Annotated in this window: 16 protein-coding genes and 1 tRNA gene; 11 read left to right on the top strand and 6 right to left on the bottom strand. The window is 67.6% G+C overall.

The features are described 5' to 3' along the window. Positions 1–3: 3 nt before the first annotated feature. The 9 genes from msrB to purQ all read left to right on the top strand — a co-directional run bounded on the left by msrB (position 4) and on the right by purQ (position 7,725). Positions 4–447, top strand: a complete 444-nt coding sequence (gene msrB / locus D9601_RS03185) for a peptide-methionine (R)-S-oxide reductase MsrB (RefSeq protein ID WP_198352469.1) — start codon at positions 4–6, stop codon at positions 445–447. A 143-nt stretch (positions 448–590) separates the two neighbouring features. Next, complete coding sequence (locus tag D9601_RS03180) at positions 591–1,733, top strand: fumarylacetoacetate hydrolase family protein (protein WP_198352468.1); 1,143 nt, start codon at positions 591–593, stop codon at positions 1,731–1,733. Positions 1,734–1,767: 34 nt separating this feature from the next. After that, positions 1,768–2,550, top strand: coding sequence for an SDR family NAD(P)-dependent oxidoreductase (locus tag D9601_RS03175; RefSeq protein WP_198352467.1), 783 nt, complete (start codon positions 1,768–1,770; stop codon positions 2,548–2,550). Between the two features lie 82 nt (positions 2,551–2,632). After that, positions 2,633–3,037: a hypothetical protein gene (locus tag D9601_RS03170; RefSeq protein ID WP_198352466.1), complete on the top strand. Its 405-nt coding sequence runs from the start codon at positions 2,633–2,635 to the stop codon at positions 3,035–3,037. A 289-nt stretch (positions 3,038–3,326) separates the two neighbouring features. Beyond that, entirely contained in the window at positions 3,327–4,853 is a 1,527-nt protein-coding gene (locus D9601_RS03165) for an alpha-L-fucosidase (protein ID WP_332837879.1), read from the top strand. Positions 4,854–4,960: 107 nt separating this feature from the next. After that, on the top strand, positions 4,961–5,650 hold the full coding sequence (locus D9601_RS03160) for a hypothetical protein (protein ID WP_198352465.1): 690 nt from the start codon (positions 4,961–4,963) through the stop codon (positions 5,648–5,650). Between the two features lie 376 nt (positions 5,651–6,026). Continuing rightward, positions 6,027–6,806 (top strand): phosphoribosylaminoimidazolesuccinocarboxamide synthase, encoded by a 780-nt coding sequence (gene purC, locus D9601_RS03155; protein WP_198352464.1) that lies wholly within the window; start codon positions 6,027–6,029, stop codon positions 6,804–6,806. A gap of 18 nt (positions 6,807–6,824) precedes the next feature. Continuing rightward, the gene (purS, locus tag D9601_RS03150; RefSeq protein ID WP_198352463.1) at positions 6,825–7,055 is read left to right on the top strand and encodes a phosphoribosylformylglycinamidine synthase subunit PurS; all 231 of its coding nucleotides are present in this window, start codon (positions 6,825–6,827) and stop codon (positions 7,053–7,055) included. 1 nt (position 7,056) lies between these two features. Further along, complete coding sequence (gene purQ, locus D9601_RS03145; protein WP_198352462.1) at positions 7,057–7,725, top strand: phosphoribosylformylglycinamidine synthase subunit PurQ; 669 nt, start codon at positions 7,057–7,059, stop codon at positions 7,723–7,725. A gap of 9 nt (positions 7,726–7,734) precedes the next feature. On the opposite strand, the gene D9601_RS03140 is transcribed toward purQ, so the two are convergent. After that, the gene (locus D9601_RS03140; RefSeq protein ID WP_198352461.1) at positions 7,735–8,475 is read right to left on the bottom strand and encodes a queuosine precursor transporter; all 741 of its coding nucleotides are present in this window, start codon (positions 8,473–8,475) and stop codon (positions 7,735–7,737) included. 61 nt (positions 8,476–8,536) lie between these two features. On the opposite strand from D9601_RS03140, the gene D9601_RS03135 reads away from it, so the two are divergent. Both D9601_RS03135 and D9601_RS03130 read left to right on the top strand, forming a co-directional pair. Then, positions 8,537–8,613 (top strand) — tRNA-Arg (locus D9601_RS03135). Between the two features lie 78 nt (positions 8,614–8,691). Beyond that, entirely contained in the window at positions 8,692–9,870 is a 1,179-nt protein-coding gene (locus D9601_RS03130) for a PQQ-dependent sugar dehydrogenase (protein ID WP_198352460.1), read from the top strand. An 8-nt stretch (positions 9,871–9,878) separates the two neighbouring features. Here D9601_RS03130 and D9601_RS19990 read toward each other — a convergent pair whose 3' ends face one another. The 5 genes from D9601_RS19990 to D9601_RS03110 all read right to left on the bottom strand — a co-directional run bounded on the left by D9601_RS19990 (position 9,879) and on the right by D9601_RS03110 (position 14,259). Then, positions 9,879–10,004: a hypothetical protein gene (locus D9601_RS19990; protein ID WP_269769642.1), complete on the bottom strand. Its 126-nt coding sequence runs from the start codon at positions 10,002–10,004 to the stop codon at positions 9,879–9,881. Between the two features lie 373 nt (positions 10,005–10,377). Then, positions 10,378–11,934 (bottom strand): glutamine-hydrolyzing GMP synthase, encoded by a 1,557-nt coding sequence (gene guaA / locus D9601_RS03125; protein ID WP_198352459.1) that lies wholly within the window; start codon positions 11,932–11,934, stop codon positions 10,378–10,380. A 66-nt stretch (positions 11,935–12,000) separates the two neighbouring features. Beyond that, the gene (locus tag D9601_RS03120) at positions 12,001–12,408 is read right to left on the bottom strand and encodes a hypothetical protein (protein ID WP_198352458.1); all 408 of its coding nucleotides are present in this window, start codon (positions 12,406–12,408) and stop codon (positions 12,001–12,003) included. A 103-nt stretch (positions 12,409–12,511) separates the two neighbouring features. Beyond that, a complete protein-coding gene (gene rplQ, locus D9601_RS03115; RefSeq protein WP_198352457.1) occupies positions 12,512–12,934 on the bottom strand; it encodes a 50S ribosomal protein L17 in 423 nt (140 codons plus the stop codon). Between the two features lie 257 nt (positions 12,935–13,191). After that, positions 13,192–14,259 carry a DNA-directed RNA polymerase subunit alpha gene (locus tag D9601_RS03110; RefSeq protein WP_198352456.1) on the bottom strand — a complete coding sequence of 356 codons (1,068 nt, stop codon included), beginning with the start codon at positions 14,257–14,259 and terminating at the stop codon, positions 13,192–13,194. Positions 14,260–14,278 lie beyond the last annotated feature (19 nt).

Below are 14,278 nucleotides of genomic sequence, written 5' to 3'. Positions count from 1 at the left end.
ATGATGACCGACTATCGCAAGACCGACGAGGCGATCGCCAAGCTGACGCCGGAGCAATTCTACGTGACGCAACAGAGCGGCACGGAGCGCCCCGGCACCGGCGAATATCTCTACAACAAGGAGCCCGGCATCTACGTCGACATCGTGTCGGGGGAGCCGTTGTTCGCCTCCGCCGACAAGTTCGATTCGCATTGCGGCTGGCCGAGCTTCACCAAGCCGATCGAGCCCGCGCGGGTGCAGGAACTCTCCGACCACAGTCACGGCATGGTACGGACCGAGGTGCGCTCCGCCGGCGGCGACAGCCATCTCGGCCACGTCTTCGACGACGGTCCGCGCGATCGCGGTGGCCTGCGCTATTGCATCAACTCCGCGGCGCTGCGCTTCGTCCCCAAGGCTGAGATGGCGGCGCAAGGCTATGGCGACTATCTGGATCAGGTCGAGGGCTGATCCCGATCGGCAGTGGCCGGTCGCGACTCGGCCGCCCACTGCCACCCCCGCCGTGCTGACCGGGCGGATCGGCCTTGAACCGCACCCGCCGACTGCTATTGCCCGACAAATTCACCGGCAATCCAGCGACGGAGAGGTTCGGCATGCCTGCCCATTTTGATCCCGCCACGGCGCTCGGCGCGGATTGGCGCCGGGGCCGCTGGCTCGGGCGGATCGATCGCGGCGACGGCCCCTCGCCTGTCCTCGTCGTCGACGGCCTCGTCCACGACATGAGCCGCGTCGCGCCGACCGTCGCCGAACTCGTCGCGCGGCAGGCGTTCGACCCTGCCGTCGGCACGCCGGTCGGCGATCTCGCGACGCTCGGCCTGTCGGCCGACGGCATGCCGCGGCTGCTCAGCCCGGTCGACCTGCAATGCGTCAAGGCGGCGGGCGTCACCTTCGCCACCTCCGCGCTCGAACGCGTGATCGAGGAACGCGCGCGCGGCGATGCCACCGCCGCGGCGGGCCTGCGCGGCCGGCTCGAACAGCGGGTCGGCGGCGGCCTGCGCCAGGTCGTGCCCGGCTCGGCGGAGGCCGCCGCGCTCAAGGCCGCGCTGATCGACGAAGGCCTGTGGTCGCAATATCTCGAGGTCGCGATCGGCCCGGATGCGGAAATCTTCACCAAGGCGCCGGTGCTCGCGACGGTCGGCTGGGGCGCGGAGGTCGGCATCCGCTCCGACTCGACCTGGAACAATCCGGAGCCGGAGGTGGCGCTGCTCGTCGCACCGGACGGCCGCGCGGTCGGCGCCTGCCTCGGCAACGACGTCAACCTGCGCGATTTCGAAGGACGTTCGGCGCTGCTGCTCGGCAAGGCGAAGGACAACAACGCCTCGGCCGCGCTTGGCCCCTTGGTCCGCCTGTTCGATGACAGCTATACGATCGATCACGTCCGCGATGCGCAGGTGACGCTGACCATCGCCGGCGAGGACGGCTATCGCCTCGACGGCCACAGCTCGATGCGCGAAATCAGCCGCGATCCGCTCGAGCTCGTCCGCCAGGCGCTGAGCGAGCATCACTATCCCGACGGCTTCGTCCTCTACCTCGGCACGCTGTTCGCGCCGATCCAGGATCGCGACGAGCCCGGCCGCGGCTTCACTCACCAGGTCGGCGACACCGTCACCATCGCCAGCCCCGGCCTCGGCGAGCTGGTCAACCGCGTCACCACGTCGAAGGATGCCGCGCCGTGGACCTTCGGCACGCTTGCGCTGATGCGCAATCTCGCCGGCCGCGGCCTGCTCGCCGCCTGATCCGCGGCCCCCTCGATCCTTTGAAAGCACCCGCATGACCGACCTGCCCGCCGCCGACCGCCGCGCCATCTACCCCTCGCTCCGCGGCAAGCGCGTCATCGTCACCGGCGGTGGGTCCGGGATCGGCGCCGGCCTGGTCGAGGCCTTCGCCGCGCAGGGTGCGCGCGTCGCCTTCGTCGATGTCGCGGTGTCCGACGGCGAGGCGCTGGTTGCGCGCCTGTCGCAGGAGGCCGCGCATCCGCCGCTGTTCCGCCGCCTCGACCTCACCGACCTCGATGCGCTGAAGTCAGTGTTCGCCGAACTGATTGCGCAACTCGGCGGCTGCGACGTGCTGGTCAACAATGCCGCCAACGACGATCGCCACGCGATCGCCGACGTCACCCCGGCCTATTGGGACGAGCGGATGAACGTCAATCTGCGCCACCAGTTCTTCGCCGCCCAGGCGGTGGTACCGGCGATGACCGCGGCGGGCGGCGGGTCGATCCTCAACTTCGGCTCGATCAGCTGGCATCTCGCGCTCGAAGACCTCATCCTCTACCAGACGGCCAAGGCCGCGATCGAGGGCCTGACGCGCAGCCTCGCCCGCGACCTCGGCCGCAAGGGCATCCGCTGCAACGCCATCGTCCCCGGCAACGTCCAGACGCCGCGTCAGGAGAAATGGTACACGCCGGAGGGCGAGGCGGAGATCGTCGCCGCGCAATGCCTCGACGGCCGCATCCAGCCTGCCGACGTCGCCGCGCTTGCGCTGTTCCTCGCCTCGGACGACGCGCGCCTGTGCACCGGCCACAATTACTGGATCGATGCCGGCTGGCGGTAAGCGGCGCGGCGGCAGGGAGTCGCCGGCTACGACGGCTTTGGTACGGTAACGGATTTTTCAAAGATCCGTCCATAATGGCCGCATGGCTCCACCGCGCTATGACATTCGACCGGACGCGAATGCGCGCTTTTTGCGGGTGACGCTGTCGGGCGACTGGGACGTCGCCATATCCGAACGCTTCGCCACGGACATCGCCGAGCGGCTGCGCACGATGCTGGCCGGCGGCGTCCGGCATGGCGAGCTGCGCACGCTGATCGACATGCGCGACAAGATGGTGCTCCCACAGCAGGCGGCGGCGCATTTCACCCGGCTGATCCGCCCCGGCGGTCCGTCGAAGCGGATCGCCCTGCTCGCCTCCGGTGCGCTGCACCGGCTGCAGGTGAAGCGGTTCATCGATGATCGCTGTCGCCTGTTCGAACATGAGACGGATGCCATGGCGTGGCTGCTGGCGGAACCCGCGCAGGATGCCGCCCCCGCCGACGATTGACGGGCGGGTGCCGGACGTGGTCGAACCCCTCCAAATATCTGCTGTTCCCGCTTTCGACAGCATGGCTCTGGCACCGCTACGCTACCAGCCTTGCTGCCCCGGATAGCCGACGATAGCACTCGACAGCGCGCCTCTCCTCCCATAGTTTTCGTCTGACATATCGGGAGGATACGGTGGACCGGCGATCGTTTCTGTACGGCGCGACCGCCGCCGGTGCCGCGACGTTGATCGAACGGACGGCCCGGTCCCGCACCGGCCCCGCCGCCGCGTCCGGCCCGTTCCGGCCCGAGTGGTCGTCGCTGGTCGCCGGCTATCGGCGCCGGACTGGTTCCGCGACGCCAAGTTCGGCATCTGGGCGCATTGGTCGGCGCAATGCGTGCCCGAGGCGGGCGACTGGTATGCGCGCGAGATGTATCTGCAGGGCACGCGTGCCTACCGCCACCATCTCGACCATTACGGCCACCCCTCGCAGGTCGGCTTCATGCAGATGTATCCGCGCTGGACGGCGGCGCGATGGCACCCGGAACGGCTGCTCGACCTCTATCAGCGCGCCGGCGCGCGCTATTTCATGGCGCTGGCCAACCACCACGACAATTTCGACAGCTATGCCTCGACCCATCATGCGTGGAACAGCACCCGCATCGGTCCGAAGCGCGACATCATCGGCGAATGGAGCCGGCTGGCGCGGGCGCGCGGCCTGCGCTTCGCCGTCTCCAACCATTCCGCCCATGCCTGGCACTGGCTGCAGCCGGCCTATGGCTACGATCCCGAAGGGCCGCGCGCCGGCCAGCGTTACGACGCCGCCGTCCTGACTCGGGCGCAGGGGCAAGGCGAATGGTGGCAGGGGCTCGACCCGCAACAGCTCTACACCGGCCCCACCATGCCGATGCCGGACGGCCTGCGCTCGATCGCCGCCGCCAACGCCTGGCACGAGAAGAACGACCGCCTCTGGACCGAAACGCCGCCCGCGGCCAATCCCGGCTTCACCCGCAACTGGTCGCTGCGCTGCCGCGAGCTGATCGACGTCTACCGGCCGGACATGATCTATTTCGACAATTTCGCGCTGCCGCTCGGTCAGGCGGGGCTGGATGTCACCGCCCATTTCTACAACCAGTCGATGCGCTGGCACGGCGGCCGCAACGAGGCGGTGGTCACCGCCAAGGGCACGCCGGCCGACCGGCGCGCCGGCATCGTCGACGATGTCGAGCGCGGCGTCCATGACGATATTCAGCCTTATCCGTTCCAGACCGATACCTGCCTCGGCAACTGGCATTACGACCGCGATCTCTACGAACGCGACGGCTACAAGACGCCGGCCAAGGTGATCCACACCCTGTGCGACGTGATGGCGAAGAACGGCAATCTGATGCTGTCGGTGCCGATGCGTGGCGACGGTACGATCGACGAGAAGGAGGAGGCGATCGTCGAGGCGATCGCGGCGTGGATGGGCCGATACGGCAGTGCCATCTACGGCACCCGCCCCTGGCACCGGTCCGGCGACGGCCCGACCCGCCCGGCCGGCGGCGACTTCAACGAAGGCGGCCGCGACAGCCCCTTCACCGCGCGCGACATCCGCTATGCGCGCAAGGGCAGCGCCGTCCATGCCTTCGCGCTCGGCTGGCCGGACGACGGCATCGTCCGCCTGCCCGCGCTGGCGGCGCAGGGCGAGGTACGGCGGGTCACCGTGCCGGGCTCGACGGCGCAGCTGCCGTTCCGCCACACGTCCGACGCGGTCGAGGTCGATGTACCCGGTGCGCTGCGCAATCCGATCGGCATCGCCTTGATCGTCGAGGGCGACGGCCTGACGCGCGACTGATCACCCCGTCGGCCGCTGAACGTGCCAGAATCTTCACCGGCTTGACGCAATTCCTACTGGCTGCGTAGATAATCGTGTTGGCGGGAGACAACGCGATGCGGTGGCTGGTGATCGGATTAGCCTGCGGCCTGTTGGCAGGCTGCAGCAAGGCACCCGACGGCCCCGGCGAGGCGACGGCGCGCGCCGGCACGCTCGCCTTCGCCTATCAATTCACCTTCCGCTTGCCGTCCGCGCGCATCGCCGATGCGCAGGAGGCGGCAGCCCAGGCATGCGAACGGCTCGGCGCGGGCTGCCGGATCACCGGCATGACCTATCGCGTCGACGACGCCGCCCGGGTTTCCGCCAGCCTCGACCTCCGCGTCGCGTCTTCCGGCGCCCGCGCCTTCGGGCGCCGCAGCGTCCAACAGGTCGAGCAAGCGGGCGGCGTCCTGGCGCAGGCGGAGATCAGCGGCACCGATCCCACCGATGCGAAGGCTCAGGCGGCCGATGCGGCCGACACGACCGACGCCGAGACGCAGCTCGCCGGACGGACACCGGCCGCGTCCGTCGTGCCGTTGAACGTCGCCACCACGCCGATCCGCTTCACCTATGTCGCGGGCGCCGGAGTCGGGCTGCGCGCGCGCCTCGGCGAGGCCGCGGCGGCCGGCTATGCCTCGCTGAACTGGACGCTGGGCAATGCGCTGACGCTGCTGGCCTACGGCATTCCGCCGTTCGTGCTGCTGTTCCTGGTCGCTTTGTTCTGGCACCGCGTCGGCCGCCCGCTCCATCGCCGGCTCTTCCCGCCGCCGGCCGGATGACGCCGTCGCTGCCCGACCCGCCGTTGGTCCGCGGCGATGCGGCAGGCTCATTTGGGCGGGCCGCACCGGTTCGCTCAGCCGCTGTCCTACAACGCCGTCGCCCGCTACGCTCGCATCGCCCCGCTCTTTGATTCGTCCAGACCATCTGCCGCGTGCCCCCATGCACGGTGGGACCTTTGCGACCTTTCGAGGTTGGCGACCCAGCAAACTGCGGGCATCGCGCGCCCGTTTGGGTGAGACTTTCGAGACTTTTGAGACTTTCCGCGCCGAGCGGGAAGATTGCACCCCCGCCCCCCTTCCCCTATAGGCGCCTCGATCCTGCCCCGGCCGCGTCAAGGGCGTCGCCGGGGCGCACCGTTTCCAGGGGACTGCGCACATGGCTCGCCGCCGCCAGATCTACGAGGGCAAGGCCAAGATCCTCTACGAGGGCCCGGAGCCGGGCACGCTGATCCAATATTTCAAGGACGACGCCACCGCGTTCAATGCCCAGAAGAAGGGCACGATCAACGGCAAGGGCGTGCTCAACAACCGGATCAGCGAGCATGTCTTCACCCTGCTCGACGCGATCGGCGTACCGACGCATTTCATCCGCCGCCTCAACATGCGCGAACAGCTGATCCGCCAGGTCGAGATCGTGCCGATCGAGGTCGTCGTGCGCAACGTCGCCGCCGGCTCGCTGTCGAAGCGGCTGGGGATCGAAGAGGGCACCAAGCTGCCGCGCACGATCATCGAATATTATTACAAGGATGACGCGCTCGGCGATCCGATGATCACCGACGAACATATCGCCGCCTTCGGCTGGGCGAGCCAGGAAGAGATGCACGACATCGCCGATCTGGCGATCCGGGTGAACGACTTCCTCACCGGCCTTTTCGCCGGCATCGCCATCCGTCTGGTCGACTTCAAACTCGAATTCGGCCGGATCTGGGACAATGACTATGGCCGGATCATCCTGGCGGACGAGATCAGCCCCGACGGCTGCCGCCTGTGGGACATGACCAGCGGCGAGAAGCTCGACAAGGATCGTTTCCGCCGCGACCTGGGCGGCGAGGCGGAGGCCTATCAGGAGGTCGCCCGGCGGCTCGGCCTGATGCCCGAGGGCGAGGACAATGCGGTGCTCGACCTCGACAGCCATCGCAAGCGGCGTGGCAAGTAAGGCAGGGAGAAGTCACCGATGAAGCTGCGTATCTTCGTGACGCTCAAGCCCGGCGTGCTCGACCCCCAAGGCCGTGCGATCCACCACGCGCTGGGCAGCCTCGGCTTCCAGGGCGTCGAGGACGTCCGTGCCGGCAAGATGTTCGAGTTGGAGGTCGCCGACTCGACCGACGATGCGGCGATCGACGGCATGTGCCGCCAGCTGCTCGCCAATACCGTGATCGAGAACTACCGGGTGGAGCGCGTTTGAGATGAAGACCGCCGTCATCGTCTTTCCGGGATCGAACTGCGACCGCGACCTCGCCGTCGCGCTGGAGGCGGTGACCGGCGTCAAGCCGGCGATGGTCTGGCATGCCGAAACCGAACTGCCGGACGGCATCGGCTTCGTCGCGGTGCCCGGCGGCTTCTCCTACGGCGACTATCTCCGCTCCGGCGCGATCGCCGCGCGCTCGCCGATCATGCGCGCGGTGGTCGAACAGGCGGGCCGCGGCCTGCCGGTGTTCGGCGTGTGCAACGGCTTCCAGGTGCTGACCGAGGCGGGACTGCTGCCCGGCGCGCTGATGCGCAACGCCGGCCTCAACTTCGTCTGCCGCGACGTCGCGCTGACCGTCGAGAATGCGCAGACCGCCTTCACCAGCCGCTATGACGCGGGCGAGACGCTGTCGGTGCCGGTCGCGCACCACGACGGCAATTACTTCGCCGATGCCGATACGCTCGACCGGCTCGAGGGCGAAGGCCGCGTCGCCTTCCGCTACGGCGAGGCGGTCAATGGCTCGGCCCGCAACATCGCCGGCATCGTCAACGCCGCCGGCAACGTGCTCGGCATGATGCCGCACCCGGAACGCCGGATCGAGACGGCGCACGGCGGCACCGATGGCCGTCGTCTGTTCGAGGGTGTGCTGGAGACGGTCGGCGCCTGATGGCGCTGGCTAGAGCCGGGTCCGGAACGGCGAGAAGTCGGTGGCCCGATCGAACACGTCGACGCCCTCGGCGCGCTTGAGCCAGCCGACCACCGCATAGGTGACCGGCGTCAGCAGCACCTCCCAGCCGACCTTCAGCGCCCATTGCGTGAACAGTACGGTGACGACCAGCGCGGGCGTCCACCCGGTCGCACCCAGGAAGGCGAGCGGGTAGAAGATCAGGCTGTCGACGCCCTCGCCGACGACCGTCGATCCGATGGTGCGCATCCACAGATGCCGCCCCTCGCTCCACACCTTCATCCGCGCCATGACGTAGGAGTTGACGAACTCCCCCGCCCAAAAGGCGCACACGCTGGCCAGCACGATGCGCGGCACTTGGCCGAAGATCGTCTCATAGGCGGCCTGGTTGGTCCAGCTCGGCGCCGGCGGCAATGCCACCACCACCCAGCTCATGAACGCCATGAACACCACCGCCGCGAACCCCGCCCAGATCACCCGCCGCGCACGGGCATAGCCATAGACCTCGGTCAGTACGTCGCCGATCACATAGCTGATCGGGAAGAACAGGATGCCCGCGCCGAACGGCCAGTCGCCGATCCCCGGCAGATAGATCACGGCGACCTTGCCCGCGCCGATGACGTTGGACAGCAGCAGCAGCGCGACGAACGCCGCCATCACGAAATCGTAATAGCGGAACGCCGCCCCTTGCATGGCGGCGGCATCGACGGGGCGTTCGGCGGGCTCGGTCATCGGCCGGGCATCATATCCCGGTTCCGCTGCCGCACAATCCGCGCTAATTCACCCCTGGTGCGCGCCCGTAGCTCAGTTGGATAGAGCACGAGCCTTCTAAGCTTGGGGCCGCTGGTTCGAATCCAGCCGGGCGCGCCAATGTCCCTTCGCTCATCGCCGCGCATCTTCAGCATCGTTCGATCGTTGATCACCGCACAGCGAAGGAAGGAACGCGCCATGACGGCCCGATGGGGAATGGCAGTCTTCGCGGCGCTCGCGGTGAGCGGATGCGGTGGCGACGATGGCGGCACGAACGGTTCTACACCCGCGCCGACCCCCAGCGTCTCGCCGACGCCGAGCCCCTCCCCCTCCGCAACCGCGCCGTCGACCGCGGTCACGGCCGTCGACCGGCGCGTCGTCGCCAGCCTCGACAATCCCTGGGCGATCGCTGTCTTGCCCGATGGGCGCATGCTGGTCACCGAAAAGCCGGGGCGGCTGCAATTGGTGACCACCGGCGGCGCCAAGACCGCAATCGCCGGTGTGCCCGGCGTCTTCTATTCGGGACAACTTGGGCTGCAGGACGTCGATCTCGACCCCGGCTATGCCAGCAACGGGCGCGTGTGGCTTAGCTATGCGGAGCCCGCGACCGGCGGTCAGCGGCTCGCGGTGGCACGCGGTACGCTCAACCTGACGGCAAACCGCCTCGACGATCTGACCGTAATGTGGCGCGCGACGCCGACCACCACCGGCGGCCAGCTCGGCGCGCGCCTCGCCTTTTCGCCCGACGGCCGCTATCTGTTCGTCACCAGCGGCGAACGCCAGCAGGGTACGCCGGCACAGGATCTGTCCGGCACCTTGGGCAAGATCGTCCGGCTGAACCTGGACGGTAGCGCCGCGGCCGGCAACCCCTTCGCAACAACCGCCAGCGCCCGGCCGGAGATCTGGACGCTCGGCCACCGCAATCCCTACGGCCTGGTCTTCGCCAGCGACGGCCGGCTGTTCGAAAGCGAGATGGGACCGGCGGGCGGCGACGAGTTCAACCTGATCGAGCCGGGCCGCAATTATGGCTGGCCACGCGTCTCGGAGGGCGACAATTACGACGGCACGCCCATTCCACGCCACAGCACCAATACGGCCTATACGCCGCCGCTGGTCAGTTGGACGCCGGTGATCGCGCCGGGCGGGATGATCCAGTATCGCGGCAGTGCGTTCGGCGGCTGGACGGGAGATTTCCTGCTGGCTGGCCTGGTGCAGCAGGGCATCGTTCGCGTCCGGGTCAGCGGCAACACCGCCACCGAAGTCGCCCGGATCGGGTTGGGCGACCGGATCCGCGACGTGGCGGAAGGACCGAACGGCACCTTATGGGTGCTACGCGACGGCAGCGGCGGGGCGCTGATCCAGCTCACCCCGCGTTGAGGACGCGATCAGGCAGCGAGGCGAACCGGCGTGGCGGCGCGGTCGTTGGCCGTCACGGGACCCGGCGCCGTGATGGCAGGCGTCTGGGTGGCAAGGCGACGGGATTCGAAGAACAGGGCGATCAAGCTGAACATGGGGAGGTCTTTCATGCTTTGCCGCAATGCAGCATGATCTCCATGTGGCGAGGTACGGCGCTTGCGGCAAATGCAAGTCGGTTCTTCGGCATTGCAGGGCACACAATCGTCTATGGCATCGGTAGGAGATGGCACCCCGATGCCGGCGCCCGTGCTGCCGACCCGCCCTATCGGAAATGCATGTCGCAACCATGCATGGCAAGGCTCGCCTTGGCAAATTGGCGCGGGCATTCTCCAGTGCCGCACCCTCGCGAGCCGATAAGGCGGCACTCATGGTCGGTGCCGCGTCCTGCCCTCGCAGCCATCGCTCCGACATTCGAATCAACCGGAAAATTGTGCGGTCAGACCTCCATTCGACCGTTCGTCATGGCCATCATTCCCATTCGATCGTGCCAGGCGGCTTGGAGGTATAGTCGTAGACTACCCGGTTGACGCCCTTCACCTCATTGACGATGCGAGTCGCGACTCGCGGCAGGAAGTCTCCGGGGAAGTCGAATACCTCTGCCGTCATGCCATCGGTGGACGTGACGGCGCGCAGGGCCAGCACCGAATCATAGGTGCGGCCGTCGCCCATCACCCCCACGGTGCGCACCGGCAGCAGCACCGCGAAGGCCTGCCAGATCGCATCGTACAGGCCGGCGTTGCGGATCTCCTCGAGGTAGATGGCATCCGCCTTGCGGAGGATGTCGCAGCGCTCGCGGGTCACCTCGCCGGGAATGCGGATGGCGAGGCCAGGTCCGGGGAACGGATGGCGACCGACGAAAATCTCCGGCAGGCCCAGCTCGCGACCGAGGACGCGGACTTCGTCCTTGAACAGCTCGCGCAGCGGCTCGACGAGCTTCATGTTCATCCGCTCGGGCAGGCCGCCGACATTGTGATGGCTCTTGATCGTCACCGACGGGCCGCCGGTGAAGCTGACGCTCTCGATCACGTCGGGATAGAGCGTGCCTTGGGCGAGGAACTCTGCCCCGCCGATCTTCTTCGCCTCCGCCTCGAACACGTCGATGAAGGTCTTGCCGATGAACTTGCGCTTCGCCTCCGGGTCGGTGACGCCGGCGAGGCCGTCCATGAACAGGTCCTGCGCCTCGACGTGGACGAGCGGGATATTGTAGTGGCCGCGGAACAGGCCGACGACCTGCTCGGCCTCGCCCGCGCGCAGGATGCCGCCATCGACGAAGACGCAGGTCAGCTGGTCGCCGATCGCCTCGTGGATCAGCAGCGCCGCGACCGCCGAGTCGACCCCGCCGGACAGGCCGCAGATCACCTTGCCGCTACCGACCTGGGCGCGGATGTCGGCGATCTTCGCCTCGCGGAATTCCGCCATCGTCCAGTCGCCCGCCAGTCCGCAAACGTGACGCGCGAAATTGGCGATCAGCTTGCCGCCGTCCGGCGTGTGGACGACTTCCGGATGGAATTGCACGCCATAGAAGCGCCGCGCCTCATCGGCGACGATCGCATAGGGTGCGCCTTCGGAGGTCGCGACGGGGGCGAAACCGGGAGCGAGCGAGTCGACCTTGTCGCCGTGGCTCATCCACACCTGATGGCGCTCGCCGCTCGCCCAGAGCCCGTCGAACAGCGCGCATTCCGACTTGATGTCGACGAACGCCTTGCCGAATTCGCCGCCGTCGCCCGAGACGACGACATTGCCGCCGAGCTGCGCGCTCATCAGCTGCTGCCCGTAGCAGATTCCGAGGATCGGCACCCCCGCCTCGAAGAAGCGCTGCGGCGCGCGCGGGCTGTTCTCCGCGGTGACGGAGGCAGGGCCGCCGGACAGGATGATCCCGGCCGGCTTGATCCGGTCGAACGCCTCCTCCGCCGACTGGAAAGGTGCGATCTCCGAATAGACGCCCGCCTCACGCACTCGCCGCGCGATGAGCTGAGTGACCTGACTGCCGAAGTCGATGATGAGGATGCTGTCGCTGTGCTGCATGGCGCCGGCCTTAGCGGTGCAGCCAGACGAGGCCAAGCCCGACCCGAAGGTCTCCACCGCCTGCCCTCACGCCATGCCTGGAGGAAGTTTCAACACTAATGGCACCGTGGCCGGCGGGTTGGCATCGACTTGTGCCCGCTGGGGAGGTTCCAGCGCACCGCTCGCATCGGTCCGGCCGAGATTGCGGAAGCGTTCGCCGTGGCGATGCAGACCATCGGGCCCCAATCGGGGCGCGCCGGACGGACGGACGCCGAGGATCGTAGCGATCGCCGCGCCACCGGCGTAAGCGGCGATCGCTTGGTCGCGCCGCCGCGCCTGTTCTCGGTTGAACTTCAGCCATTCCGAGCTGGGCGTCGAGACGGCGGTGCGTTGCGGCTGATAACGTTCGGTACAGCCCGAGACCGCCAGCGCAATCAGACCCAATACCAGTGTATGTCGCATCGTCCCCCCGGATCGGGCGATCGGCTCGATCACCGGGAGGAACCCTATCAGTCCAAAGCTGACCTGACGCTGAACGCACGAAGGGCGCGCCGTTGCCGACGCGCCCCTGTATTGCCGGAAGCGGCGACGATGCCGATCAGGCGGCTTCGTCGAAGTCCTCGTCGGTCATCACCGGGCCCGAATCCTGGCCCTTGGCCGACACGTCGCGGTCGACGAACTCGATGATCGCCATCGGCGAAGCGTCCGAGGCGCGGATGCCGGCCTTGATGATGCGGGTGTAACCGCCATTGCGGTCGGCGTAGCGCGACGCCAGGACGTCGAACAGCTTCACCAGCTGTGCATCGTCGAGCAGGCGCGCATGGGCGAGACGACGGTTGGACAGGCCACCCTTCTTCGCCAGCGTGATCAGCTTCTCGACGTAGGGACGCAGTTCCTTCGCCTTGGCGACGGTGGTGGTGATCTGCTCGTGCTTGATGAGCGCGGCCGACATGTTGCGGAACAGGGCCAGACGATGGGCCGAGGTACGCTGCAGCTTACGGCCGCCGACGCGATGACGCATGATTCACTTCCTTCGTTCGTTAAGGGGCCGTGTCACGGAACCCCAGAGCTGGCGGTTTACGATCCGGGGACCGCCGTTCACCCCGTCTGAAAAGTCTCAAAGGTCGCACGCATCGCATGCTTCCCTGGCCGCCGGGTGGCGGTGCGGCGGAGCCGCACCGGCACGTCGATCGGGATCGGGTCGCGACTGCGTCGCTTCCCGATCCGTCGGCCGGGCTGACGCCGTCTCGGAGATAGCTTTCGCTATCTCCGCGCGGCTCAGCCCATGATCTCCTGCTCGAGCTTCTTGGCCATTTCCTCGATGTTCTCGGGCGGCCAGCCCGGGATTTCCATGCCGAGGCGCAGGCCCATGGACGAGAGCACTTCCTTGATCTCGTTCAGCGACTTGCGGCCGAAGTTCGGAGTACGCAGCATCTCGGCCTCGGTCTTGCCGACCAGATCGCCGATATAGATGATGTTGTCGTTCTTCAGGCAGTTCGCCGAACGCACCGACAGTTCCAGCTCGTCGACCTTCTTAAGCAGGTAACGGTTGATCTGCTGCGTGTCGCCCGCGACCTCGCCACCGGTCGCCGGCACAGCGGCCTGACCGATCGGCGCCGACGAACGGGTGATCGCCGAATCGTCGAAGTGAACGAACAGCGCCAGCTGGTCCTGCAGGATGCGCGCGGCATAGGCCACGGCATCGTCCGGGGTCACCGTGCCGTCGGTTTCGATGGTCAGCGTCAGCTTGTCATAGTCGAGGTCCTGACCGACGCGGGTCGGGTCGACCTTGTACGACACCTGGCGCACCGGCGAATAGAGCGCGTCGACCGGGATCAGGCCGATCGGCGCATCGGCCGGACGGTTGGCGGTCGCCGGGACATAGCCCTTACCGATGTCGGCGGTCAGTTCCATGTTGAACGTCGCGCCTTCGTCGAGGTGGCAGATGACCAGCTCGGGATTCATCACCTCGATGTCGCCCGACACCGCGATGTCGCCGGCCTTGACCTCGGCCGGACCGGTCGCCGACAGCTGCAGACGCTTCGGGCCTTCGCCCTGCATCTTCAGCGCGATCTGCTTGACGTTGAGGACGATGTCCGTGACGTCCTCGCGCACGCCGGCCAGGCTGCTGAACTCGTGCAGCACGTTCTCGATCTTGATCGAGGTCACCGCCGCACCTTGCAGCGACGACAGCAGCACACGACGCAGCGCGTTACCGAGCGTCAGGCCGAAGCCACGCTCCAGCGGCTCGGCGATGAAGGTCGCCTTGCGCTTGCCATCGCCGCCCTTCTTCTCAAGGCCGTTGGGCTTCTTCAGTTCCTGCCAGTTCTTTGCGTTGACAGACACGTGTGTCCCCTAATTTGGG

Source organism: Sphingomonas sp. MA1305, from assembly GCF_016107325.1.
Lineage (GTDB): Bacteria > Pseudomonadota > Alphaproteobacteria > Sphingomonadales > Sphingomonadaceae > Sphingomonas.
The sequence above is the reverse complement of the archived record's forward strand: the minus strand, read 5'-3'. Positions and strand labels throughout refer to the sequence as shown.